Consider the following 25,010-nt stretch of genomic DNA (forward strand, 5'->3'; position numbering starts at 1 on the left):
GATTCCTTAAGTTGCCTGAGCGGCGGCAATGCGTGAGTTTTTGCGCTGACGACGAACCATCTCGCCGGCCAGGGCCAGATAAGCCAAGGCGCCGCGCGATTGCTTGTCGTAGGCCAGCGCCGGCATGCCGTAGCTCGGCGCTTCGGCCAGACGGATATTGCGCGGGATCACCGTGTCGTAGAGTTGCTCGCCGAAGTGTTCCTTGAGCTGCGCCGAAACGTCATTCATCAAGCTCAGGCGCGGGTCGTACATGGTCCGCAGCAAACCTTCGACTTTCAGGTTCGGATTGAGCAGTTCGGCGATGCGCTTGATGTTATCCACAAGGTCGCTGAGACCTTCGAGCGCAAAGTACTCGCACTGCATGGGGATAATTACCCCGTCAGCAGCGACCAGTGCGTTCAGCGTGAGCATCGACAGCGACGGCGGGCAGTCGATCAAAATGTAATCGTAGTTTTCACGGATCGGCGCCAGCGCGCTGCGCAGACGACTTTCCTTCATCTGCATTTCCAGCAGTACCACTTCAGCCGCCGTCAGATCGCGGTTGGCCGGCAGCAGTTGATAACCGCCATGCTCGGAATAGTGCATGGCCTGGGCCAGATCGCATTCGCCGATCAGCAGGTCGTAGACCGAGTTTTCCAGGCCGTGTTTATCCACACCGCTACCCATGGTGGCGTTGCCCTGTGGATCGAGATCGATCAACAGCACCCGCCGCTTGGTCGCGACCAGGGATGCTGCGAGGTTGATGCAGGTGGTGGTCTTGCCCACACCACCCTTTTGGTTCGCTATCGCGAATACCTTAGCCATTCTTGCTTGTGTTCCCAATCATGCCGTGCGGCGCAGTATCAGCAGATGGCGTTGGCCTTGGCAACCGGGTACGGCCAGGGCGTGTTCGCTATCGAGTTTGAAGTCTGCCGGCAATGCTACCAGCTCATCGGCCGGATGAACGCCCTTCATTGCCAGCCAGCGTGTATCGGCATCGCCGAGATGGCGAGTCCAGTTGGTGAAGTTCTCCATGCTGCTGAACGCCCGGGAAATGATCCCGTTGAACGGCTCTGCAGGCTGGAAAGCTTCGACACGACTGTGGATAACTTGCAGGTTATCCAGTTTGAGTTCGAGTTTGACTTGAGTCAGGAAGCGGGTTTTCTTGCCATTGCTGTCCAGACAGGTCACTTGCGAGTCCGGATACAGGATCGCCAACGGGATCCCCGGCATGCCGCCGCCGCTGCCGACGTCGAGCCAACGACCGTTTTCGATGAACGACATCACGCTGAGACTATCGAGCAAGTGCCGCGAAACCATTTCGTCCGGATCACGCACCGCGGTCAGGTTGTAGGCCTGGTTCCATTTGATCAACAGGGCCAGATAACCCAACAGCAACTCGTGCTGGGTTTCAGTGAGATTGACACCGAGCTCGCGGGCTCCTGTGGATAACTCTTCGGCGTGTTGCGAAGTGACCTTAGAACTCAAGCGCTTTGCTCCAACTGACGGCCCGCGCCGCGTTTTTTCAAATGAATCATCAACAGCGAAATCGCTGCCGGGGTCACACCCGGGATCCGCGAAGCCTGGCCCAACGTCTCTGGTCGAGTCGCGCCGAGCTTGCTCTGGATCTCCTTGGAGAGACCGGAAATGTTGGTGTAATCGATATCCACAGGCAATTTGGTGTCTTCACTGGCGCGCAGACGGGCGATTTCGTCCTGTTGACGGTCGATGTAACCGGCGTATTTGGTCTTGATTTCAACCTGCTCGGCGACCTGTGGATCTTCGGCGCCGTTGCCGGTCACTTCGACCAGACCAGCGTAGTCGATTTCCGGACGACTCAAGAGGTTGAGCAAGTTGTATTCGTGGGTCAGCGGCGTGCCGAATTTCTCGGCAATCGCATCGCCCTGCTGCGTGTTCGGGCGAACCCAGGTGCTTTTCAGGCGCTGCTCTTCGAGTTCAATGCTTTCGCGTTTCTTGCAGAAGGCCGCCCAACGCGCGTCATCGACCAGACCGAGCTCGCGACCTTTTTCGGTCAGACGCAGGTCGGCGTTGTCCTCGCGCAGGATCAGGCGGTACTCGGCACGGGAAGTGAACATGCGGTACGGCTCTTGGGTACCGAGGGTGATCAGGTCGTCGACCAATACACCGATGTACGCTTCATCGCGACGCGGGCACCAGGCTTCTTTGCCCTTGGCGCGCAGTGCGGCGTTGGCGCCAGCGAGCAAACCTTGAGCGCCGGCTTCTTCGTAACCGGTGGTGCCGTTGATTTGCCCGGCGAAGAACAGACCGCCGATGACTTTGGTTTCGAGGCTGTACTTCAGATCGCGCGGATCGAAGTAGTCGTACTCGATCGCATAACCCGGACGCACGATGTGTGCGTTTTCCATGCCGCGAATCGATTGCACGATCTGCAATTGCACGTCGAACGGCAAGCTTGTGGATATCCCGTTCGGATACAGCTCATGGGTGGTCAAACCTTCCGGTTCGATAAACACCTGATGGCTTTCCTTGTCGGCAAAGCGGTGAATCTTGTCTTCGATCGACGGGCAATAGCGCGGGCCGATGCCTTCGATTTCACCGGCAGCGGAATACATCGGCGAACGATCGAGGTTCGCGGCAATGATTTCGTGGGTGCGGGCGTTGGTGTGAGTAATCCAGCAACTGACCTGGCGTGGATGCTGTTCCTTGTTGCCCATGAACGACATCACCGGGATCGGCGTATCGCCTGGTTGCTCGGTCATCACCGAGAAATCCACAGACTTGCCGTCGATACGCGGTGGTGTGCCGGTTTTCAGGCGACCGACACGCAGTGGCAGTTCACGCAAACGGTGAGCCAGGGCGATCGACGGCGGATCACCGGCGCGGCCACCGGAAAAATTCTGCAAACCGATGTGGATAAGTCCACCAAGGAAGGTACCGGTGGTCAACACCACGGAATCGGCGAAGAAGCGCAGACCCATTTGCGTGACAACACCACGGACCTGTTCCTGCTCGACGATCAGGTCATCAGCCGCTTGTTGAAATATCCACAGGTTCGGTTGGTTTTCGAGGATTTCGCGGACAGCGGCTTTGTACAGAATCCGGTCGGCTTGCGCACGAGTCGCCCGTACGGCTGGGCCTTTGCGGCTGTTCAACACACGAAACTGGATGCCACCCAAATCGGTAGCCGTGGCCATCGCGCCGCCGAGGGCATCGATTTCCTTGACCAGATGGCTTTTGCCAATGCCACCGATGGCCGGGTTGCAACTCATGGCACCGAGGGTTTCCACGTTATGCGTCAGCAACAGGGTTTTTGCCCCCATACGTGCTGAGGCCAGTGCTGCCTCGGTACCGGCATGACCGCCGCCGATGACGATCACTTCAAAACGGGAAGGGAAATCCACCACGCACCTCGTGCCTGCTTAAGTAGGTAATTCAGGAATAGTTTGAGATCAGGTTTCTGGACCTGGTCGACAAGTATAGGGACTTCGCCCTTCCTAAAGAACCCTTTGCACAAAATTTAACCAGCTGTGGAGAACTCGAGGTTAAAAGAATAAAAAAGAGAGAAATTTATAAAACCTTTGTTTTTATGTTTATTCTTACTGAGCACGCTTTCTGTGGATAGATTGCTACAGGCCTTTATATTCAATATGTACAGAGTTTCAAAACCCTGTGCTCATGTGCCAGTGAGGCCCTTGGATAACCGGTGTAAGCCTGTGGATGAAAGGGGTGGTTATCCACAGAGTGGGTTATATCCAGTTTTCAGGCCCTGTTATCAACTGCCCTTAGTGGCAGTTATTCACAGGGCTTAATCCACAGAAAATCGACCAAATGGCTTTTTCCGGGCGCAAAAAAAACCGCCATCGAAAGATCGGTGACGACCAGGAAGCCGATGGAGGGATGTGAAAGGGCTATTGTGAGAGAACGTAACAGAGGCTAATAATAGCCATTATCATTAACTCGTCAGTTTCTCCCCATGTCCCCACCCGCCCACCACGCTGCGATCGAGCAAATCTACGAGCAACACCATTCGTGGCTATATGGATGGCTCAAGGGCAAATTGCATAACGCCTGCGATGCTGCGGATGTCGCGCATGACACCTTCGTGCGGATCCTCGCGGCACGGAATGCCGCGCAGATTCGCGAACCGCGGGATTATCTGGCGACCATTGCACGCGGCCTCGTCATTGATCGCTATAGAAGACAGGCCATCGAAGTCGCCTACTTGCAGACCTTGGCTGCTCGACCGGAAGCCACCGCCATCAGCGAAGAAGACAAGGCACTGATCATCGAAACCCTGATCGCTGTGGATAAAGCCTTGGCCGGTCTGGGCGCGCGAACCCGGCAGATCTTTATGCTCTCGCAGATCGACGGCCTGACTTATCAACAGATCGCTGTGCAGTTGAAGGTTTCCCTGACCACAGTAAAGAAGCACATGATCCGCGCTTTGACGGAATGTGCCCTGATCATGGCGCAGCGCTGATGGCCATCGCCCCCAACCGCAAAGTGTTCGAAGCCGCTGCCGCTTGGTACGTGCAGTTTCAGGCAGATCCGCCGACGCTCGCCGAACAAAAAGCCTGGCAGCTGTGGATAGATAGCGATCCAGCGCACTTGGCGGCGTGGAACCAGATGGAACAATTGCAGCGTCATTTCGGCACTCTGCCGCAGGATTTGAAACGTCGCGCGCTGAATACCGGCCAGCAACGGCGTCAGGTACTGAAGCTGTTGCTGCTCGCGACCGGGACAGGGTTCCTCGGTTGGAACGCTCAGCAACATACATCCCTGGGGAATGTCTGGGCCGACTACAAAACCGGCGTTGGCCAGCGTCGTAGCCTTTCATTGGCGGATGGCAGCCAGATCCAGCTCAACACCGATACCGCCATCGATGTGTCTTTCGACGCCGCACAGCGCCTGATTCGCCTGCGCTCGGGTGAGATTCTCATTGAAACCGGCAAGCTTGGCGATCAGCGGCCGTTTTTTGTCGAGACCCACGACGGCCGGATTCAAGCGTTGGGTACGCGTTTTTCGGTGCATCAGCTGTCGGGCTCGACGCGGGTCGGCGTGCTGGAAGATCGGGTCAGCGTGCAACCCGCTGATCCATCAACGGCCGCGATGATCTTGAAGGCAGGCGAAGGTGCTGACTTCGATAGTCGGCATATCGGACGCCTTCTTCCATTTGAATCCTCAGCAGTGGCGTGGACCAACGGCCAGTTGATTGTGCTCGATGCACGGTTGGGTGAGGTGATCGACGAGTTGGGGCGTTATCGCAGCGGTGTTCTGCACTGCGACAGCCGCGCCCGGGATCTGCGGGTATCCGGCACCTTTCGGCTCGATTCCACTGATGCCGTGCTGGCCAACCTTCAGGCCTCGTTACCGATCAACGTCCGCTACTTCACCCGTTACTGGGTCTCGATCAGCCACAACGTCTGATCGAAAATCACCTGGGGAAAAATAAATCGAAAACAGGGTTATCTTTTTTTGCCCTGACCCGGCCCTACAGGTAATCGCGATAAACGCGGCTCTTCGCCACCTTCAGGGCTTATCCACACATGCGTCTTCCCACGTTCCGTCAGCGTTTTTCTCACCACTGCATTGCCTACAGCCTACTGATGACCAGCGCCGCGCCTTGCCTGGTAATGACCAACAACGCCTTCGCGGCGACGGCCGCCCAGCGTTACACCATTGCTGCCGGCCCGCTTGATAATGCTTTGAGCCAATTCGCCTCCGCAGCAAACGTGATTCTGTCGTTTTCGCCGCAACAGACCAGCCGTTTACGCAGTGCGGGACTGAACGGCAATTTCACCGTCGACCAGGGATTCGCTCAACTGCTGCAAGGCTCGGGGTTGCAAGCCGTACCGCAGGCGCCGGGCAGTTACATTCTGCAGGCGTTGCCCAATGGTGACGCGCTGGAACTGGCCCCGACCAACATCAACGGGCAATTGGCCAATCCGATGAATCTGGATTACGCCGCCGACGTTGGCTACAAGGCGCAGAACAGCCGGATCGGTACGAAAACCAGCACGGCGTTGTCGGAAACGCCGCGCTCGGTGTCAGTCGTAACCGCGCAACGCATGAAAGATCAGAAATCTCAGACGCTCACCGAGGTGCTTGGCTACGTGCCGGGGATCTTTGCTCCTCCGTTTGCCGCCGGCGACAGTCTGGCCGGCGATCTGTTTTTCATTCGCGGTTTCAACGCCACCGATTACGGCTACGGCCTGCTGCGCGATGGACTCCGTGTGCAAGGCAACCGTTATGACACCAGTACCGAACCTTATGGACTTGAGCGGGTGGAAATTTTCCGTGGCCCGTCCTCATTGCTGTATGGGGAAAACGCCCCCGGCGGCCTGGTCAATCTGGTCAGCAAACGGCCAACCGCTGCACCGCAAGGCGAAGTGCAACTCGGCTATGGCTCGAACAACCGACGGCAAATCGGTGTTGATGTGTCGGGGCCACTCAACGACAGCGGCAACATTCTCGGGCGTGTAGTGATGCTCGGCCGCAAGTCCGACACCCAGACCGATCACGTCCCGGATGACCGCCTCTACATCGCCCCTTCGCTGACCCTGAATTTTGACGATTTCAACACCTTGACCCTGCTGGCCAACTACCAGAAGGATCACACCAATATGGAACTTGGCCTACCGGCCGCCGGCACCTTGCTGACAAACCCCAATGGCAAGTTATCCAAAGGCACCATGCTCGGCGACCCGGACTGGAACACCTTCGAACGGGAAACCTGGAGCAGCGGTTACGAGTTCAGCCACTCCTTCAACGACGACTGGCAGTTCCGGCAGAACTCGCGCTACATGCAGTCGCGCATCACCCGCCACGAAACCTGGCCAGGCAACCTCAACAATGCGGGCTTCGGCACGCGCCTGAACATGACCGCCTACGATCGCTTCAACAAATCGATGGTGTACTCGCTGGATAACCAACTGGAAGGCAAATTCCAGCTCGGTAGGCTGGAAAACACCGTGCTGTTCGGCGCCAGCTACGATCGCACTTCGTTCAATCAGGACTGGAATGCCGGCATCGTCGGGCCGATCGATATCTACAACCCGGTTTACCTGCGCGATCCCACCACCCCGATCGCGGTGCAAAACACGCTGCTCGAGCAACAGATGAAAGGTGTTTATGCACAGATCCAAAGCAAATATGACAACTGGTTGTTCTTGCTCGGTGGGCGCCAGGACTGGGTCGACAGTGATTTTCGCGACAAGGTGGCCAAGGGCAGCAACATCAGTTCCGAGGACAAGAAATTCACCTATCAGGGCGGGGTGATGTACCAGTTCGACAACGGCATGACGCCGTATGTCAGCTATTCCACCTCATTCGTGCCGGTGCAGCAGATTTCCAATGCCGGCACGCCACTCGACCCGATCACCAGCAGCCAATATGAAGTGGGCCTGAAGTACGAACCGATTGGCTGGGACACCGCGTTCACCGCTTCGGTGTATGACCTGCGCAAAAAGGACGACACCTACTTCGACTCGACCACGTCGACCTATCGCCAGGTCGGCGAAAGCCGTTCCAAAGGCGTGGAACTGGAACTCAACAGCAATCTGACCCAGAACCTCAACGTGACTGCGGCTTATACCTACACCGATGCGCGGATTACCAAGGATGCCGCGACGTCATTGGTCAAAGGCCATCAAATGACCGGGGTACCACGTAATCAGGCTTCGGTCTGGACGAAATACCGATTCCTCGATGGCGACTTGAAAGGTCTGTACGTCGGCGGTGGTGTGCGTTACTTCGATAGTGCCTTCGCTTACACCTCGTCTACTCTGTACGGGAAGCTGGATGCCGGCGATGTCACGTTGGTGGATGCGGCCATCGGTTATCAGATCGACACGCACTGGAGCGTCGACCTGAACGCGAAAAACTTGTTCGACGAGGAGTATGTGTCGGGATGCAACGATGCCGGCCGCTGCTACTGGGGTGAAGACCGCACCTTGCTCGGTACGGTTTCTTACAACTGGTAAAACGAAAAAGGGGCTGTGGATAAATTCTCACAGCCCCCTTTTTGTTATTTGCCGATGCAGAAGCTGGAAAAGATTCTTCCCAGCAGATCATCAGAGCTGAAAGCCCCGGTGATTTCACCAAGAGAATGCTGGGCCTGACGCAAATCTTCGGCGAGCAATTCACCGGCACCCGCCAATGTCAGCTGCGCACGGCCGTGTTCCAGCGCGGCACTGGCATGGCGCAGAGCCTCGAGATGGCGGCGACGTGCGCTGAAGCTGCTTTCCGACGTTTGCTCGTAACCCATGCAAGCCTTGAGATGGTCACGCAGCAAGTCCAGCCCTTCACCGGCCGACTTGGCGCTAAGGCTGATCGTCACATGTCCGTCTTCACTGGTTTCCAGGGCAATTGCTTCGCCGGTCAGATCCGCTTTGTTGCGAATCAGGGTGACTTTCGCCGGATCCGGACGGGTTTCGAGGAATTCCGGCCACAACGCAAACGGGTCCAGCGCCTCCGGGGCGGTCGCATCGACCACCAACAACACCCGATCGGCTTCACCAATTGCCTTCAATGCCCGTTCGACACCGATCTTTTCCACATGATCGTCGGTATCACGCAAACCTGCGGTATCGACAACGTGCAACGGCATGCCGTCGATGTGGATATGTTCACGCAGAATATCGCGAGTGGTGCCGGCAATCTCCGTCACGATCGCCGCTTCGCGACCGGCCAGCGCATTCAACAGACTGGACTTGCCGGCATTCGGACGGCCGGCAATCACCACGGTCATGCCATCGCGCAACAACGCACCCTGCCCGGCTTCACGCAGTACTGTGGATAACTCATCGCGCACTTTGTCGAGCATGCTCAACACATGGCCATCGGCGAGGAAGTCGATTTCTTCTTCCGGAAAGTCGATGGCGGCTTCGACGTAGATGCGCAGACCGATCAGTTGTTCGGTCAAGTTATGCACACGCTGGGAAAAAGCGCCTTGCAAAGAACGCAGAGCATTGCGTGCAGCCTGTGCCGAACTGGCTTCGATCAAATCGGCAATCGCCTCGGCCTGGGCCAGGTCGAGTTTGTCATTGAGGAAGGCTCGTTCACTGAATTCACCGGGACGGGCCAAACGACAACCCAACTCCAGGCAACGCTTGAGCAGCATGTCCAGCACGATCGGGCCGCCATGTCCCTGCAATTCCAGCACGTCTTCGCCGGTAAACGAGTTCGGTCCCGGGAAATACAGCGCCAGACCTTCATCGAGCACTTGCTGGTCGTCACTGAAAAACGGCCCGTAATGGGCGTAACGCGGTTTCAGTTCGCGGCCGCTGATAGCTTTGGCTGCAACGCTGGCCAGCGGTCCGGAAATACGGACGATGCCCACACCGCCGCGACCTTGAGCGGTGGCGACGGCGGCGATGGTTTCACGAGGTGTGCTCATAAACCGGAATCCAGACAAAAGTGGCAGATAGCAAAACGCCCCACGAGGGGGCGTTCTGAGTGGTGTTATCCACAGTGCAAGTTACGCCTCGGCTTTTTTCGTCGCCGCTTCGATCTTACGCGTGATGTACCACTGTTGTGCAATCGACAGGCAGTTGTTCACAACCCAGTACAGCACCAGACCTGCCGGGAACCACAGGAAGAAGAAGGTGAAGATGATTGGCATCATTTTCATGACCTTCGCCTGCATCGGATCCGGAGGAGTCGGGTTCAGCTGCTGCTGGATGAACATGGTTGCGCCCATGATGATCGGCAGAATGAAGAACGGATCCTTGATCGACAGGTCAGTGATCCACAGCATGAACGGCGCCTGGCGCATTTCCACGCTTTCCAGCAGAACCCAGTACAGCGACAGGAAAACCGGCATCTGCACGAGGATTGGCAAGCAGCCGCCCAGCGGATTGATCTTCTCTTTCTTGTACAGCTCCATCATGGCTTGCGACATTTTTTGCCGGTCATCGCCATGTTGCTCTTTCAGAGCAGCCAGTTTCGGCGCAACGGCACGCATGCGCGCCATCGATTTGTAGCTGGCAGCCGACAGAGGGAAGAAAATACCCTTGATCAGCATGGTCAGGAAAATGATCGACCAGCCCCAGTTACCGACAATGGCGTGGATGTGTTGCAGCAGCCAGAAGATTGGCTGGGCAATGAACCACAGAATGCCGTAGTCGACGGTCAGTTCCAGACCTGGGGACAACTCTTTCAGCACAGCCTGGCTTTTCGGGCCGGCGTACAGCACAGCGCTGGTTTCAACTTTGGCACCCGGAGCAGCGGTCAGTGTTGGACCGGTGTAACCGATGATGTAGTTGCCTTTGCTGTCTTTACGGGTCTGGACGATGTTGTTTTCGCCCTTCGCAGGAATCCACGCAGTCACGAAGTAGTGTTGCAGCCAGGCTACCCAACCACCGGTGACGGTTTCTTTCAGTTGCGCCTTGTCCATGTCCTTCATGGACACTTTTTTGTACGGCTCCGAACTTGTCCACAGGGCGGCGCCCAGGTAAGTCGCGGTGCCAGTAGCGGTTGTGGACGAAGGATCAGCGCTAGCATCGCGCTTCAACTGCGCGAACATCGCGCCATTCCAGGGCTGAGCGCTCTGGTTATCCACAATGTAGGAAACGGCTACGTCATACAGGCCGCGTTTCAGAGTGAAACGCTTGATGTAATTGACGCCGTCCTTGCTGAACTTCAGGTCGACGACCAGTTGGTCCTGACCGTCAGCCAGTTGATAAGTCTTCTTCTCCGAGGAGTAGACCGGACGACCGGCCGGATTTGCATCCGGACCATTGGTGCCGATCAGACCGCTTTGTGCCAGATAAACACGTTCGCCGCCGTTATCGAACAGCTGGAACGGAACATCAGGACGATCCTGACGACGTGGATACAAAGGCAAGGTCAGTTGAGCAACATCGCCACCTTGTGGATCGATCGCGAGATCGAGCACGTCGGTTTTGATCTGGATCAGATCCTTGCTGGCGGCTACCGGTGTTTCGGCAGGTGCGCTGGTATCGCTAGCGGCGCGCGGAATATCGTCACTGGCGGCAGCATTATTGCCAGTGGCGGTGTCCGGCAAACCGGATGTAGTCGTACTGGAAGCAACATTCTGAGTCGGCAGGGCAGCCTGGCCATAGTCCTGGTTCCATTTAAGAACCATAACGTAGGACACGATTGCCAGGGCGACGATCAGGATCGTGCGTTTGATATCCATGATTACTCGGCCATCGAAGAAGAACGGGAGGTAGGGATAGGTGGAACCGGGTCATAACCACCGGGATTCCACGGATGACAGCGACCTAAACGACGAAAGGTCAGCCAGCCACCGCGCAGAAGGCCATGATTTTCAATGGCTTCATACGCGTAGCAGGAACAACTGGGGTAGAAACGACAGTGGCTGGCCATCAAAGGACTAATGGCATAGCGATAAAACTGGATCGGAACGAGGGCCAGTTTACGCATCGGTACTGTCTACCCCTACAGTTTCGGTTTTGACTTCCGGAACCGGCTTGCTGCGTGCCAGGCGTTTCCAGAGCTTGCCGAAATGCTGAATCAATTCGGGGTTTTCTACATCGCCCAGACCTTTGCGCGCGACTATAACGATATCCCAGCCGACCAGTGAATCCTGGTGCAGACGGAATGATTCGCGCATCAAACGCTTGAGGCGATTGCGCTCAACGGAGAGCTTTACGCTCTTTTTCCCGATAACCAGCCCGAGACGGGGGTGATCGAGATCGTTGTTGCGTGCAAGGAGCAGGAGATTTTTCCCCGGAACCTTGCCGGTAGGGGAGTCAAAGACTGCCTTGAAATGCCGGGGGGTAAGCAGACGCTTTTCCCGACTGAAGTCCTGACTCACCTCCAGTACCGGATTATCAAACTGCCAGACGCGCACGACCTTTGGCGCGACGACGCGACAGGACTGCGCGGCCGTTCTTGGTAGCCATGCGAGCACGGAAACCGTGGGTACGAGCGCGTTTGATAGTGCTTGGTTGGAAAGTACGTTTCATTGTCGTGTTACCTGGTTCGTCCACAACGGGCCGGAATGGCCCCCGTTTTAAGAGACCGGGGATTCTAGAGAAAGCAAGCCTTCAGGTCAATTTCCAACCAACGTTTCCTTATAAATAGATCTCGAGGTGTTCTTTGCCTGATCACCTGCTCGCCATACATAAAAATAAAGAAGGGAATTATTTAAAGCTTTTCTGTAAAGCTTATAAAAGCTAGGCAAGCCTTCTTCTGTGGATAAGTGACACCGGCCCATGTTTTACCTGATGTACAGAGAATGACAACTACAGTGGAAAACCGTGTTCAGCCTGTGCTGCGCCATCGGATAACCTGTGCGTGGAATGGGCTGTTATCCACAGGTAGGTTATCCACCGAGTTCAACCCCTACTTGTCCAGTGCCCTTAGAGGCGGTTATCCACAGAGCTTATTCACACACCGTTGGTCGCCTTTTTCTGATTTAACGCATTGATAAATCATGCTCACCCGGCAACCTGCATGTGGATAAGTGGACGGCTCGCCGCTACAATGGCCGCTTGTTTTTGCCTCACCGGCTTTCAACTTAGGGGATATCCGTGTCAGTGGAACTTTGGCAGCAGTGCGTGGAGCTTTTGCGCGAGGAGCTGCCTGCCCAACAATTCAACACCTGGATCCGTCCACTACAGGTCGAAGCCGAAGGCGACGAGTTGCGCGTCTACGCACCGAACCGTTTTGTGCTGGACTGGGTCAACGAAAAGTATCTGGGCCGCGTCCTTGAACTGCTGGATGAGCACGGCAACGGCATGGCGCCTGCGCTTTCCTTATTGATAGGCAGCAAACGCAGTTCCGCTCCGCGTGCCGCACCGAACGCGCCGCTTGCAGCCGCGCAGGTTTCCCAGCAGGCCCAGGCAAATGCCACGCCTGTGAGTACGCCGGCACCCACCCAGACGTCAGCCCCGGCAGCCAAGCGTTCAACGCAGAAAAGCCCTGAAGTCAGCGATGAACCGTCTCGTGACAGTTTCGACCCGATGTCCGGCGCTGCTTCGCAACAGGCCCCGGTCCGTGCCGAACAGCGGACTGTGCAGGTCGAAGGTGCGCTCAAGCACACCAGTTACCTGAATCGCACCTTTACCTTTGAAAACTTCGTCGAAGGTAAATCCAACCAGCTCGCCCGCGCGGCGGCCTGGCAAGTGGCGGACAACCCCAAGCACGGCTACAACCCACTGTTCCTTTATGGTGGTGTCGGCCTGGGTAAAACCCACTTGATGCACGCGGTGGGTAACCACCTATTAAAGAAGAACCCGAATGCCAAGGTCGTGTACCTGCATTCCGAGCGTTTCGTCGCCGACATGGTCAAGGCGCTGCAACTGAACGCGATCAACGAGTTCAAGCGTTTCTACCGTTCGGTGGATGCCTTGCTGATCGACGACATTCAGTTCTTTGCTCGCAAGGAGCGCTCGCAGGAAGAGTTTTTCCACACCTTCAACGCCCTGCTTGAAGGTGGCCAGCAGGTCATTCTCACCAGTGACCGCTACCCGAAAGAAATCGAAGGCCTGGAAGAGCGCCTCAAATCCCGCTTCGGCTGGGGCCTGACGGTTGCCGTCGAGCCGCCGGAACTGGAAACCCGCGTCGCGATCTTGATGAAGAAGGCCGACCAGGCCAAAGTCGAGTTGCCGCACGACGCTGCGTTCTTCATTGCCCAGCGTATTCGCTCCAACGTCCGAGAGCTGGAAGGCGCGCTGAAACGCGTGATTGCCCACTCGCACTTCATGGGCCGCGACATCACTATCGAGCTGATTCGCGAATCCCTGAAAGACCTGTTGGCGCTGCAAGACAAACTGGTCTCTGTGGATAACATTCAGCGCACCGTCGCCGAGTACTACAAGATCAAGATCTCGGACTTGTTGTCCAAGCGCCGTTCGCGCTCGGTAGCGCGTCCGCGTCAGGTGGCCATGGCGTTGTCCAAGGAACTGACCAACCATAGCCTGCCGGAAATCGGCGACGTGTTTGGCGGCCGTGACCACACCACCGTGTTGCACGCCTGCCGCAAGATCAACGAACTTAAGGAATCCGACGCGGACATCCGCGAGGACTACAAGAACCTGCTGCGTACACTGACCACTTGATGAACACCAGCGCAGCTTATTAAGGCAAGGGACTAGACCATGCATTTCACCATTCAACGCGAAGCCCTGTTGAAACCCCTGCAACTGGTCGCAGGCGTCGTCGAGCGTCGACAGACCTTGCCGGTACTGTCCAACGTGCTGTTGGTAGTCGAAGGCCAGCAACTGTCGCTGACCGGTACCGACCTGGAGGTCGAGCTGGTCGGTCGTGTGCAACTTGAGGAGCCGGCGGAAACAGGTTCCATCACCGTGCCTGCGCGCAAGCTGATGGATATCTGCAAAAGCCTGCCTAACGATGCGCTGATCGACATCAAGGTCGACGAGCAGAAGCTGGTGGTAAAAGCCGGCCGTAGCCGTTTCACCCTGTCGACCTTGCCGGCCAACGATTTCCCTACCGTTGAAGAAGGCCCGGGTTCGCTGACCTGCAGCCTGGAGCAAAGCAAACTGCGTCGTCTGATCGAACGCACGAGCTTCGCCATGGCTCAGCAGGACGTGCGTTACTACCTCAACGGCATGCTGCTGGAAGTGTCCGAAGGCATCATCCGCGCCGTGGCCACCGACGGTCACCGTCTGGCCATGTGCTCGATGAAAGCCGATATCGGCCAGCCTGATCGCCATCAGGTGATCGTGCCGCGCAAAGGTATCCTTGAACTGGCACGTCTGCTCACCGAGCCGGACGGCAATGTCAGCATTGTGCTGGGTCAACATCACATCCGCGCTACCACCGGCGAATTCACCTTCACCTCGAAACTGGTCGACGGTAAATTCCCGGACTACGAGCGTGTGCTGCCGAAGGGCGGCGACAAGTTGGTACTGGGCGATCGCCAGGCGCTGCGTGAAGCGTTCAGCCGTACCGCGATTCTGTCCAACGAGAAGTACCGTGGTATCCGTCTGCAACTGGCCAGCGGTCAGTTGAAGATCCAGGCCAACAACCCGGAGCAGGAAGAAGCGGAAGAAGAAGTGGGCGTTGAATACAACGGCGGCTCCCTGGAAATCGGCTTCAATGTGAGCTATTTGCTCGACGTGCTGGGCGTGATGACCACCGAGCAGGTTCGCCTGATCCTGTCCGACTCCAACAGCAGTGCGCTGGTGCAAGAGTCCGACAACGACGATTCGGCTTACGTTGTCATGCCGATGCGTCTGTAATCAGCTGACCCTGGATGTCCTTAAGTCGTGTTTCGGTCACCGCGGTGCGCAATCTGCACCCGGTGACCTTCTCCCCCTCCCCCCGCATCAACATTCTTTACGGCGCCAACGGCAGCGGCAAAACCAGTGTTCTGGAAGCCATTCATCTGCTGGGGCTTGCCCGTTCGTTTCGTAGCACGCGGCTTTTGCCGGTCATCCAGTACGAACAGCTCGCCTGTACCGTGTTCGGTCAGGTCGAACTGGCCGAGGGTGGGCATAGCGCTTTGGGCATCTCGCGCGATCGTCAGGGCGAGTTCCAGATCCGCATCGACGGCCAGAACGCCCGCAGCGCTGCGCAACTGGCGGAGATCCTGCCGCTGCAGTTGATCAACCCCGACAGCTTCCGCTTGCTCGAAGGCGCGCCGAAGATTCGTCGGCAGTTTCTCGACTGGGGCGTGTTCCACGTCGAGCCGCGCTTCATGGCCACTTGGCAGCGTTTGCAGAAGGCCTTGCGCCAGAGAAACTCATGGCTGCGGCATGGTACACTTGACGCCGTTTCGCAAGCGGTTTGGGACAGGGAACTGTGCCAGGCCAGCGCTGAAATCGATGAATACCGCCGCGCTTACATCAAAGCCTTGAAACCAGTCTTTGAACAAACCTTGAGCGAACTGGTTGAGCTCGAAGGTTTGACGCTCAGCTATTACCGAGGCTGGGACAAAGACCGGGAGTTGAGCGCCGTACTCGCCGGTTCCGTGCAACGGGATCAGCAAATGGGTCATACCCAGGCCGGACCGCAACGTGCTGATTTGCGTCTTAGATTGGGCGCACACAACGCCGCGGACATTTTGTCCCGGGGTCAGCAGAAGTTGGTGGTCTGTGCACTGCGGATTGCCCAAGGGCATCTGGTCAGCCAGGCCCGCCGCGGTCAGTGTATTTATCTGGTGGATGACTTGCCGTCCGAGCTAGACGAGAGCCATCGTCGCGCGCTTTGCCGCTTGCTGGAAGACTTACGCTGCCAGGTGTTTATCACCTGTGTAGATCACGAATTATTGAGGGAAGGCTGGCAGACGGAAACGCCAGTCGCTTTGTTCCACGTGGAACAGGGCCGTATCACCCAGACCCACGACCATCGGGAGTGAAGGCATTGAGCGAAGAAAATACGTACGACTCAACGAGCATTAAAGTGCTGAAAGGCCTGGATGCCGTACGCAAACGTCCCGGTATGTACATTGGTGACACCGACGATGGCAGCGGTCTGCACCACATGGTGTTCGAGGTGGTCGACAACTCGATCGACGAAGCCCTCGCCGGCCACTGCGACGACATCAGCATCATCATCCACCCGGATGAGTCCATTACCGTTAAAGACAACGGCCGTGGCATCCCGGTAGATGTGCACAAAGAGGAAGGCGTTTCCGCCGCCGAGGTCATCATGACCGTCCTCCACGCTGGCGGTAAGTTCGACGACAACTCCTACAAAGTTTCCGGCGGTCTGCACGGTGTAGGTGTGTCGGTAGTGAACGCACTGTCCGAAGAGCTGGTTCTGACTGTTCGCCGCAGCGGCAAGATCTGGGAACAGACCTACGTCCACGGCGTACCTCAGGCGCCGATGGCCATCGTTGGTGACAGCGAAACCACCGGTACCCAGATCCACTTCAAGGCTTCCAGCGAAACCTTCAAGAACATTCACTTCAGCTGGGACATCCTGGCCAAGCGTATTCGTGAACTGTCCTTCCTCAACTCCGGTGTCGGCATCGTCCTCAAGGACGAGCGCAGTGGCAAGGAAGAGCTGTTCAAGTACGAAGGCGGCCTGCGTGCGTTCGTTGAATACCTGAACACCAACAAGACTGCGGTCAACCAGGTGTTCCACTTCAACATCCAGCGTGAAGACGGCATCGGCGTGGAAATCGCCCTGCAGTGGAACGACAGCTTCAACGAGAACCTGTTGTGCTTCACCAACAACATTCCGCAGCGCGACGGCGGTACTCACCTGGTGGGTTTCCGTTCGGCACTGACGCGTAACCTGAACAACTACATCGAGCAGGAAGGTCTGGCGAAGAAGCACAAAGTCGCCACCACCGGTGACGATGCCCGTGAAGGCCTGACCGCGATCATCTCGGTGAAAGTGCCGGATCCGAAGTTCAGCTCGCAGACCAAAGACAAGCTGGTGTCTTCCGAAGTGAAGACCGCGGTCGAACAGGAAATGGGCAAGTACTTCTCCGACTTCCTTCTGGAAAACCCGAACGAAGCCAAGCTGGTCGTCGGCAAGATGATCGACGCTGCGCGTGCCCGTGAAGCTGCGCGCAAGGCCCGTGAGATGACCCGCCGTAAAGGCGCGCTGGACATCGCCGGCCTGCCGGGCAAGCTCGCTGACTGCCAGGAAAAAGACCCGGCGCTGTCCGAACTGTACCTCGTGGAAGGTGACTCCGCGGGCGGCTCTGCCAAGCAGGGACGTAACCGCAAGACCCAGGCCATCCTGCCGTTGAAGGGCAAGATCCTCAACGTCGAGAAAGCCCGTTTCGACAAGATGATCTCTTCCCAGGAAGTGGGCACCTTGATCACCGCACTGGGCTGCGGTATCGGTCGCGACGAGTACAACATCGACAAGCTGCGTTATCACAACATCATCATCATGACCGATGCTGACGTTGACGGTTCGCACATCCGTACCCTGCTGCTGACCTTCTTCTTCCGTCAGTTGCCGGAGCTGATCGAGCGCGGCTACATCTACATCGCTCAGCCACCGCTGTACAAGGTCAAGAAAGGCAAGCAAGAGCAATACATCAAAGACGACGACGCCATGGAAGAGTACATGACGCAGTCGGCCCTGGAAGATGCGAGCCTGCACCTGAACGAAGAAGCCCCGGGCATTTCCGGTGAAGCGCTCGAGCGTCTGGTGAACGACTTCCGCATGGTGATGAAGACCCTCAAGCGTCTGTCGCGCCTGTACCCGCAGGAACTGACCGAGCACTTCATCTACCTGCCGGCCGTGAGTCTGGAAAAGCTTGGCGACCACGCAGCAATGCAAGAGTGGCTGGCCCAGTACGAAGCGCGTCTGCGCACCGTCGAGAAGTCCGGTCTGGTCTACAAGGCCAGTCTGCGTGAAGACCGTGAACGTGGCGTGTGGCTGCCAGAGGTCGAACTGATCTCCCACGGCCTGTCGAACTATGTCACCTTCAACCGCGACTTCTTCGGCAGCAACGACTACAAAACCGTCGTCACCCTCGGCGCTCAGTTGAGCACCCTGCTCGACGAAGGCGCGTACATCCAGCGTGGCGAGCGCAAGAAAGCAGTCACCGAGTTCAAGGAAGCACTGGACTGGCTGATGGCGGAAAGCACCAAGCGCCACACCATCCAGCGATACAAAGGTCTGGGCGAAATGAACCCGGATCAGCTGTGGGAAACCACCATGGACCCAAGCGTGCGCCGCATGCTGAAGGTCACCATCGAAGACGCCATTGGCGCAGACCAGATCTTCAACACCCTGATGGGTGATGCGGTCGAACCTCGTCGTGACTTCATCGAGAGCAATGCTCTCGCGGTATCCAATCTGGACTTCTAGGTTGCCGACTCCGCACAGGAAAGGCCCGCGCAAGCGGGCTTTTTTTTGCGTTCAATTTCGTCTTGAAGCGCGATACGATGCGGCTCTTTCGTCGCAGACAGGCGGCGGCCAGATTGTAGAAAAACGACTAAAAAAAGAGCAATCAATTGACTCATCAATGCGTAAGGAAGGATTCCGTCACACGTCTATCGGTCAATGTGCTGCCCTTGCTGTTGGGGATTCTGGCCTTTTTTATCGTCATCGGTCCAAGGGCGCTAAACCCGCAAAACATTGCGTGGTTGGGCAGCGGTGATCCGGCAACGCACTACCTTGGCTGGGTGTTTTTCAGGCATTCGCCCTGGTCGTTGCCGCTGGGGCTCAATCCTTCGTATGGATTGGAGCTGAGCAGCGCGATCATCTACTCGGATTCGAACCCGCTGCTGGCGTTGATCTTCAAACCCTTTGCCGCATGGCTTCCCGAGCCTTTCCAGTACTTTGGCCTGTGGCTGTTGTTGTGTTTTGTGTTGCAGGGCTGGTTTGCCTGGAAGCTGATGGGCCTGGCCACCGCCAACATTGCGCTGCGTTTGCTGGGGGCGGCACTGTTTCTGTTCAACCCGGCGCTGATCTCGCGGATGGCAGAGCATTTATCCCTCGCCGGGCACTTCCTGATCCTGGCTGCCCTGTATCTGGCCCTGCGCCCTCATGTCGAGCGGCGTTGTACGGCCTGGGGCACGTTGCTGGCGGTCGCGGCCTTGGTACACGCATATCTGTTGGCAATGGTTGGCTTGATCTGGCTCGCCGACTTGCTGGCCCGATCATTGAGGCGGCAGTTGCTGCTGAAGAAGTCGTTTGTCGAGCTGGTTGGCCTGCTGTTGCTGACCGGGGTGTGTTGCTGGCAAGCAGGCTATTTCACCGTTGAAGGTGAGGGACTGGCTTCATTCGGATTCGGATTGTTTCGCGCCAATGTGCTGACGTTTTTCGACCCCGCTGGATGGTCTCGCGTCCTCGGCGATATACCTGGCGTACCTGGGGATTCGGCGGGCATGGCTTTCCCGGGGCTGGGGGTGATGTTTCTGCTCGTTTGCGCGCTGTGGTTCATTTGCTCCGGCGAAGGCCAGATCGTTGCAACGATGCGCAAACGCTGGTTATTGCTGCTGGCACTGTTTGGACTGATGCTTTTTGCGTTCTCCAACAGGATCGGCGTCGGACCGCTCGAGTTCGTCTACTGGTTGCCTGACCCCGTCATTTCCATGGCCGGTATTTTCCGCGCTTCGGGGCGGATGATCTGGCCGGTCATGTACGCGGCGATCTTTGCGGTGGTGTTCCTGATCGCGCGTAACGCGGCGCCACGGACTGCGCTGTTGCTGCTGGTGACAGCCCTTTTGGTACAGGTCTTCGACACCCGTGCCGGTTGGGCAGGCATACGCCGGCAGCAGATGGTCACACCTGCTGCGACCTGGAAAACCCCGATGGTCAATCCGTTCTGGCAAAGCGCGGCAGCGCATTATCAGAAAGTCCGCTACGTGATTCCGCAGAACCTGACGACTCATTGGATGACCCTCTCCGATTACGCGGGCCGGAATCATCTCGCCACCGATGCGGTGTACCTGGGCCGAGTGAGTGCGCAAGCGCAGGAGGATCTGCAGCGTACTGCCGCCAGAACCATCGACTCCGGCAAGTATGAGCGCGATACCCTCTACGTGCTTGAGCAGCGGTCAGCGCTGCAAGCGGCGCTCAACGTGGATGACGACAGCGATATGCTGGCCAGGATTGACGGCTTCCATGTGCTGGCACCGGGCTGGAAGCGCTGCACTGACTGTCTGCCACTCATGGGCGGTGCCCCCCGGGATTTGATCCCTTCATTCGACGCCGGCGAAAAGCTGCAGTTTGTGGAGGGCAGTCGGGGCACGGCTGCACTTGGAAAAGGCTGGTGGTTTGCCGAGGCGTGGGGCACCGGATCGGTCGGGCCGGATGCCGAGATCATCCTGCGCCCCAAGGCTGGCGTGAGTTCACTGACGCTTGAAACCAACGCGTTCCTGTCTGAGAAAACGCCGCGCCAAACGGTGGATATCAGCATCAATAACGTGCCGGTAATCTCTGCCAGCCTGACCAACGCCACCAGCAACACAATCAATATCAACCTGCCTGCCGAGGTGCAGGCCCTCGTTGCGCAACAAGGCGTGCTGCGTATCCAGCTGCATTTTCCGCTGGCAGTCAGTCCGCATGATCTCGGCTGGGGAGAAGACATCCGCAAACTGGCGATTGGATTGCTGGGATTGACCTTTCATTGATCACTGGTGCCCGCCAGGGCCAACGCAATGCCGTTGGCCTGCCCTCTTCACTCGCTCGTTGCCGTGACACTCTCCAGCCGATATCCATACCCGTAAATGGTCAGCAGTTGCCAGCCCCGCTCTGCCGTCAGCCCAAGTTTGTTGCGCAGGCGGTAGATGTGCGTATCCAGCGGTCGCGAAGAGACCGCCTCTTCATGGGGCCAGAACCGCTCATATAGATATTCACGCGACAACGGCCGCCCCAGATTGCTGAACAGGCAGCGAGCGAGGCGGTATTCGCGTTCGGTCATGACGATGGGTTTAAGGTCGCGGGTGACGGTCAGTTCGGCGTCATCGAAGATCAGGTCATTGAAACTCAACACTTCGGCGGCGGCACTACGTGGCTGGCTGTGCCGGCGCAGCACGGCGGCGACTCGGGCTTTCAGCTCATTGGGGCGGAACGGTTTGCTGACGTAATCGTCGGCACCGGCATTGAGGGCCTGGACGATATCGCTTTCGCCGTCGCGGCTGGTCAGCATGATCGCGGCGGGCGGCGACTCCATGTGTTCGCGGGTCCAGCGCAGTAGCGCCAAGCCGGTCAGGTCGGGCAGTTGCCAGTCGAGGATCAGCAGGTCGAAAGTGTCCCGGCGCAGCTGGCGCAACAGGTCCTCTCCCCGTTCAAAGCTGTGCAGTGACCATGGCTGGTCCCCTGCAGCAGCCATTTGCTGCAGGGTTTGCTCGACCCGGCGCAGTTCGGCGGGTTCATCGTCCAGTATCGCAACGCGCATACGCGTGGGTTCCTTGTTGCTTGGGCAGTGGCCGGCAACCTCAACGGGCTGGCCTGTGCATTGAAAAAGTAAGCCGTCCGCCGTCGATCAACGTCCGCTATGATTCTTCGGATCTACGTCTTCAGACCTGTGACCCATGAAACCATTCACTGCCCCCTGCCCTGTTTGCCATGAATAACCCGCGTCGGCGTGAAAGTCGCGAGCCGAGTCAGGTCCAGCGCCTGTTTCGACGGCTGGTGCGTGAGTGGTTGTGGATAAGTCTAGTTCTGTTGCCGCTGACTGCGCTGTCGTCGTATCGCGCCCAGACCAATCTGCACGACGTCGTGCCGGGCTGGAGCGCGTTGCTCTCGGTGGGGCTGGTGGCGTGCGTCCTCGGTTTGCTGCTATGGCGGCCGCGCTGGGCGATCTGGGTGACTCTGGGCGGGGTGGCGTGCGTGTTGCTGAGCAGCGCGGGTCTGGCGGAGATCCGGCACTGGTGGTCACCGACCCCGGCGGCGCTCGGCATATTGTTCGGCTATTTGATCTGGAACTGGCGACGCCTGAGCGTGGTGCTGACTTATTTTGGCTGGGAACTGGCGCGTCTCGATAGCGAGCCGAAAGTTTTCCCCGAACGCCGCCGCACGCAATTCACCGGCGCCGATCGCCTGCAGGGGCAAATCATGGCGCTTGAACAGGCCATGAGCCGTACTCGTGATACTCGGCGTTTCATTGCTGATGGACTGGAATACTTGCCCGTCGCCACGCTGATCAGCGATCCAAAAGGGCAGATCCTGCTCGGTAATCGCAAAGCTCGTCAGCTCTTCGACAACAATCTGGTAGGTGACGACGTTCTCGATCAACTGGCTCGACTCGGTTACCCGGAGTTGTCCACAGAGCAACGCCCGCCACTGTCGCTCATGCCGCTGCTGGAGTTTCGCGATTACAAGGAACGCAGCTTGCGGCTAGAGCGTGCGGCTTTACTACCGGTGGATGGAGATACGCCAATCGGATGGCTGCTCAGCCTTACGGACCTTAGTGCCGAACGTGCCGCCGAGGAACAACGCAGTGTGTTGCTGCGTTTTCTGTCCCACGACCTGCGCGCACCGCATTCGGCGATTCTTGCGCTGCTGGACGTTCATCGCCATCAGGCCGGGGCGGATTCACCGTTGTTCGAGCAGATCGAACGGCAGGTACGCCGCGCACTCGATCTGACCGATGGATTTGTTTTGCTGGCGCGGGCCGAATCCGAGACTTACCAATTTCAGCCGACGCTGTTCGCGATGCTGGTGCTCGACGTCATGGACCAAGCATTGCCGATTGCCCAGCAAAAACGCATCGAACTGTTGCATGACATGGATGAGCGATGCCAAGAGCGCCTGATCAACGCTGACCAAGGCTTGCTGACCCGTGCCCTGTTCAACTTGCTGGAAAACGCGATCAAGTACAGCCCGGCCTACACTACGATAAAGCTGAACGTGCGCTGCGACGAAGAATGGTTGCAGTGTGAGCTGATCGACCAAGGCAAAGGCATCGCTGCCGAAGAATTACCCGATCTGTTCAGCCAGTATCGACGTTTTTCTTCTGCAGAAGGCATTGATGGCGTAGGCCTGGGTCTGTCGATGGTCAAAGCGGTGGTCGATCATCATGGCGGCGTAATCGAGTGCCACAGCGTGGTCGATCAAGGCACTACATTCCTCCTCGAAATTCCACTGATCCCGGAGTGAGCAGGCACAAAAAAACCGGCTATAACAGCCGGTCCTTTTACTTCCGAAAAAAACTTATGCACCTTTTACGGTGTTTTATGAGCTTGAGAAATATGTAAGTAAATCAATAACTTAATTTCAATATTCAAGCGTTTTCAACAAAACCGTACACAGGTTATCCACAAAATCTCAGACAGCGATCTGATCACTTGCGGCCGGTGCCTGCGGGGCCGGTGGCAGTGAGCCCATTTCGCGCTGGGTCTTCTCGTTCCAGGCTTGTACCCGGTCGTTCAACTCAGCGACGGCGCGAGGGCCAGTGCCTTCGGCATACATCGGCTCACCGATGACCACGGTGATCACTCCGGACTTTTTGCCCCAGCCGATTTTCGGCCAGAACTTGCCGGCATTGTGTGCAATCGGCAGCACCGGAAGCGCCGCATTCACCGCCAACGCGCTACCACTGCGGGAGAACTTGCCGACAGTGCCGTAAGGAACGCGTGTACCTTCGGGGAAGATCAGCACCCAAACGTTGTCCTTCAGCAGCTCATCACCCTTCGCCGCGACTTGTTTCAAAGCAGCTTTCGGGTTGTCCCGGTCAATCGCGATCGGCCGCAACATGGCCATGGCCCAGCCGAAGAACGGCACGTAAAGCAATTCGCGCTTGAGCACTTGGCTCAGCGGCGAGAAATAAGCGGAGAGAAAAAACGTCTCCCAGGTGCTCTGGTGGTTCGACTGAATCACGCAAGGCCGGTCAGGCACGTTTTGCGCGCCTTTGATTTCGTAACGGATACCAAGAAACACCTTGGTCAACCACAAGGCGCAGCGACACCAGTACACGTTGATAAAACGATAACGCGCCTTGAATGGCAAAAACGGCGCGATAAAAAAACTCAAGCTGCACCACAGCAGGGAAGTGGTGCCCAGCAGCAGGTAAAAGAGAAAAATCCTGATGGCCCGCAGTATCGACATAGTGACGTTTACCGTTACGGGGCAATGCCCGAGTGTTCAAGCGCACTCCCGATCAATCCCTGGTCAGGAACTTCAGAAGTACTCTAGTTGTGGATAAGTTCTGCGGCAATCGCCGCCAGATCGTCAAAAATCAGAGTGCCAACCGGCAGGGTTTTGCCCTGAGTCTTTGCGCCTTTTCCGGTCTTTACCAAAACTGGCTGTGAATCGACGGCTTTGGCGGCCTCCAGGTCACCAAGGCTGTCGCCGACGAACCAGACATTGTTCAGTTCGACGTCGTAATGCGCGGCGATGGTTTTCAACATCCCCGGTTTCGGCTTGCGGCAATCGCAGCCTTCGTCCGGGCCATGCGGGCAATACACGATCAGCCCGACTTCACCGCCCTGCTCCGCTACCAGTTCGCGCAAGCGCGCGTGCATGGCATCGAGGGTAGCGAGGTCGTAATAGCCGCGAGCAATGCCCGACTGGTTGGTGGCCACCGCCACCGTCCAGCCGGCCTTGCTCAACTGCGCAATCGCTTCGATCGAGCCGGGCAATGGAATCCACTCCGCCACTGACTTGATGTAAGCGTCGGAGTCGTAATTGATCACTCCGTCCCGATCGAGAATCAGCAGTTTCAACAGCAATCC

The 25,010-nt window shown here is 57.3% G+C and carries 20 protein-coding genes; 9 read left to right on the forward strand and 11 right to left on the reverse strand.

Features of this window, described 5'->3' with window-relative positions:
* Positions 1 to 6 precede the first annotated feature (6 nt).
* The 3 genes from HU718_RS00990 to mnmG are packed head-to-tail and all read right to left on the reverse strand — an operon-like array spanning position 7 to position 3,362.
* Positions 7 to 804: a ParA family protein gene (locus tag HU718_RS00990; RefSeq protein WP_007911909.1), complete on the reverse strand. Its 798-nt coding sequence runs from the start codon at positions 802 to 804 to the stop codon at positions 7 to 9.
* Between the two features lie 18 nt (positions 805 to 822).
* Positions 823 to 1,467, reverse strand: a complete 645-nt coding sequence (gene rsmG / locus HU718_RS00995) for a 16S rRNA (guanine(527)-N(7))-methyltransferase RsmG (protein ID WP_158830523.1) — start codon at positions 1,465 to 1,467, stop codon at positions 823 to 825.
* Positions 1,464 to 3,362 (reverse strand): tRNA uridine-5-carboxymethylaminomethyl(34) synthesis enzyme MnmG, encoded by a 1,899-nt coding sequence (gene mnmG / locus HU718_RS01000; protein WP_016984066.1) that lies wholly within the window; start codon positions 3,360 to 3,362, stop codon positions 1,464 to 1,466. Before mnmG ends, rsmG begins: the two co-directional genes overlap by 4 nt.
* 572 nt (positions 3,363 to 3,934) lie before the next feature.
* Here mnmG and HU718_RS01005 point away from each other — a divergent pair.
* From HU718_RS01005 to HU718_RS01015, 3 genes are all read left to right on the forward strand, one after another.
* On the forward strand, positions 3,935 to 4,441 hold the full coding sequence (locus HU718_RS01005) for a sigma-70 family RNA polymerase sigma factor (protein ID WP_186613190.1): 507 nt from the start codon (positions 3,935 to 3,937) through the stop codon (positions 4,439 to 4,441).
* Positions 4,441 to 5,388, forward strand: coding sequence for a FecR domain-containing protein (locus tag HU718_RS01010; protein WP_186613188.1), 948 nt, complete (start codon positions 4,441 to 4,443; stop codon positions 5,386 to 5,388). The genes HU718_RS01005 and HU718_RS01010 overlap by 1 nt, the downstream gene beginning before the upstream one ends.
* Positions 5,389 to 5,507: 119 nt before the next feature.
* Complete coding sequence (locus HU718_RS01015) at positions 5,508 to 7,943, forward strand: TonB-dependent siderophore receptor (RefSeq protein WP_186613186.1); 2,436 nt, start codon at positions 5,508 to 5,510, stop codon at positions 7,941 to 7,943.
* A gap of 44 nt (positions 7,944 to 7,987) precedes the next feature.
* Here the strand turns inward: HU718_RS01015 and mnmE are convergent, their stop codons facing one another.
* From mnmE to rpmH, 5 genes are all read right to left on the reverse strand, one after another.
* A complete protein-coding gene (gene mnmE / locus HU718_RS01020) occupies positions 7,988 to 9,358 on the reverse strand; it encodes a tRNA uridine-5-carboxymethylaminomethyl(34) synthesis GTPase MnmE (RefSeq protein WP_186613184.1) in 1,371 nt (456 codons plus the stop codon).
* Between the two features lie 81 nt (positions 9,359 to 9,439).
* On the reverse strand, positions 9,440 to 11,122 hold the full coding sequence (gene yidC, locus HU718_RS01025; protein WP_095119693.1) for a membrane protein insertase YidC: 1,683 nt from the start codon (positions 11,120 to 11,122) through the stop codon (positions 9,440 to 9,442).
* A gap of 2 nt (positions 11,123 to 11,124) precedes the next feature.
* Positions 11,125 to 11,370 (reverse strand): membrane protein insertion efficiency factor YidD, encoded by a 246-nt coding sequence (yidD, locus tag HU718_RS01030; RefSeq protein WP_010465488.1) that lies wholly within the window; start codon positions 11,368 to 11,370, stop codon positions 11,125 to 11,127.
* Positions 11,363 to 11,764, reverse strand: a complete 402-nt coding sequence (gene rnpA / locus HU718_RS01035; protein ID WP_016984072.1) for a ribonuclease P protein component — start codon at positions 11,762 to 11,764, stop codon at positions 11,363 to 11,365. Before rnpA ends, yidD begins: the two co-directional genes overlap by 8 nt.
* 16 nt (positions 11,765 to 11,780) lie before the next feature.
* Positions 11,781 to 11,915 carry a 50S ribosomal protein L34 gene (gene rpmH, locus HU718_RS01040; protein WP_003213577.1) on the reverse strand — a complete coding sequence of 45 codons (135 nt, stop codon included), beginning with the start codon at positions 11,913 to 11,915 and terminating at the stop codon, positions 11,781 to 11,783.
* Between the two features lie 567 nt (positions 11,916 to 12,482).
* Here rpmH and dnaA point away from each other — a divergent pair.
* The 5 genes from dnaA (at position 12,483) to HU718_RS01065 (ending at position 20,966) form a co-directional block, all read left to right on the forward strand.
* Positions 12,483 to 14,012 (forward strand): chromosomal replication initiator protein DnaA, encoded by a 1,530-nt coding sequence (gene dnaA / locus HU718_RS01045; protein WP_034152191.1) that lies wholly within the window; start codon positions 12,483 to 12,485, stop codon positions 14,010 to 14,012.
* Positions 14,013 to 14,051: 39 nt separating this feature from the next.
* On the forward strand, positions 14,052 to 15,155 hold the full coding sequence (gene dnaN / locus HU718_RS01050) for a DNA polymerase III subunit beta (protein WP_007911887.1): 1,104 nt from the start codon (positions 14,052 to 14,054) through the stop codon (positions 15,153 to 15,155).
* 14 nt (positions 15,156 to 15,169) lie between these two features.
* Entirely contained in the window at positions 15,170 to 16,273 is a 1,104-nt protein-coding gene (gene recF / locus HU718_RS01055; protein WP_003220208.1) for a DNA replication/repair protein RecF, read from the forward strand.
* 5 nt (positions 16,274 to 16,278) lie between these two features.
* The gene (gene gyrB, locus HU718_RS01060) at positions 16,279 to 18,696 is read left to right on the forward strand and encodes a DNA topoisomerase (ATP-hydrolyzing) subunit B (RefSeq protein ID WP_007911885.1); all 2,418 of its coding nucleotides are present in this window, start codon (positions 16,279 to 16,281) and stop codon (positions 18,694 to 18,696) included.
* Between the two features lie 146 nt (positions 18,697 to 18,842).
* Positions 18,843 to 20,966, forward strand: coding sequence for a DUF6311 domain-containing protein (locus tag HU718_RS01065; protein ID WP_150707711.1), 2,124 nt, complete (start codon positions 18,843 to 18,845; stop codon positions 20,964 to 20,966).
* A gap of 47 nt (positions 20,967 to 21,013) precedes the next feature.
* Here the strand turns inward: HU718_RS01065 and HU718_RS01070 are convergent, their stop codons facing one another.
* The gene (locus HU718_RS01070) at positions 21,014 to 21,733 is read right to left on the reverse strand and encodes a response regulator transcription factor (protein ID WP_102902528.1); all 720 of its coding nucleotides are present in this window, start codon (positions 21,731 to 21,733) and stop codon (positions 21,014 to 21,016) included.
* Positions 21,734 to 21,903: 170 nt separating this feature from the next.
* Between HU718_RS01070 and HU718_RS01075 the strand changes: the two genes are divergently transcribed.
* Positions 21,904 to 23,436 carry a sensor histidine kinase gene (locus HU718_RS01075; protein WP_150728931.1) on the forward strand — a complete coding sequence of 511 codons (1,533 nt, stop codon included), beginning with the start codon at positions 21,904 to 21,906 and terminating at the stop codon, positions 23,434 to 23,436.
* 168 nt (positions 23,437 to 23,604) lie between these two features.
* Here the strand turns inward: HU718_RS01075 and HU718_RS01080 are convergent, their stop codons facing one another.
* Both HU718_RS01080 and gmhB read right to left on the reverse strand, forming a co-directional pair.
* Positions 23,605 to 24,384, reverse strand: a complete 780-nt coding sequence (locus tag HU718_RS01080; protein ID WP_122596849.1) for a lysophospholipid acyltransferase family protein — start codon at positions 24,382 to 24,384, stop codon at positions 23,605 to 23,607.
* An 83-nt stretch (positions 24,385 to 24,467) separates the two neighbouring features.
* A complete protein-coding gene (gmhB, locus tag HU718_RS01085) occupies positions 24,468 to 25,007 on the reverse strand; it encodes a D-glycero-beta-D-manno-heptose 1,7-bisphosphate 7-phosphatase (protein ID WP_163019575.1) in 540 nt (179 codons plus the stop codon).
* Positions 25,008 to 25,010 lie beyond the last annotated feature (3 nt).

This window comes from Pseudomonas tensinigenes, assembly GCF_014268445.2.
Classification (GTDB): domain Bacteria; phylum Pseudomonadota; class Gammaproteobacteria; order Pseudomonadales; family Pseudomonadaceae; genus Aquipseudomonas; species Aquipseudomonas tensinigenes.

Coding starts and splice junctions, on each gene's coding strand:
- HU718_RS00990 (WP_007911909.1), bottom strand. CDS start 804: ATGGCTAAGGTATTCGCGATAGCGAACCAAAAGGGTGGTGTGGGCAAG.
- HU718_RS01005 (WP_186613190.1), top strand. CDS start 3,935: ATGTCCCCACCCGCCCACCACGCTGCGATCGAGCAAATCTACGAGCAA.
- HU718_RS01010 (WP_186613188.1), top strand. CDS start 4,441: ATGGCCATCGCCCCCAACCGCAAAGTGTTCGAAGCCGCTGCCGCTTGG.
- HU718_RS01015 (WP_186613186.1), top strand. CDS start 5,508: ATGCGTCTTCCCACGTTCCGTCAGCGTTTTTCTCACCACTGCATTGCC.
- mnmE (WP_186613184.1), bottom strand. CDS start 9,358: ATGAGCACACCTCGTGAAACCATCGCCGCCGTCGCCACCGCTCAAGGT.
- yidC (WP_095119693.1), bottom strand. CDS start 11,122: ATGGATATCAAACGCACGATCCTGATCGTCGCCCTGGCAATCGTGTCC.
- yidD (WP_010465488.1), bottom strand. CDS start 11,370: ATGCGTAAACTGGCCCTCGTTCCGATCCAGTTTTATCGCTATGCCATT.
- rpmH (WP_003213577.1), bottom strand. CDS start 11,915: ATGAAACGTACTTTCCAACCAAGCACTATCAAACGCGCTCGTACCCAC.
- dnaN (WP_007911887.1), top strand. CDS start 14,052: ATGCATTTCACCATTCAACGCGAAGCCCTGTTGAAACCCCTGCAACTG.
- recF (WP_003220208.1), top strand. CDS start 15,170: ATGTCCTTAAGTCGTGTTTCGGTCACCGCGGTGCGCAATCTGCACCCG.
- HU718_RS01070 (WP_102902528.1), bottom strand. CDS start 21,733: ATGCGCGTTGCGATACTGGACGATGAACCCGCCGAACTGCGCCGGGTC.
- HU718_RS01075 (WP_150728931.1), top strand. CDS start 21,904: ATGAATAACCCGCGTCGGCGTGAAAGTCGCGAGCCGAGTCAGGTCCAG.
- HU718_RS01080 (WP_122596849.1), bottom strand. CDS start 24,384: ATGTCGATACTGCGGGCCATCAGGATTTTTCTCTTTTACCTGCTGCTG.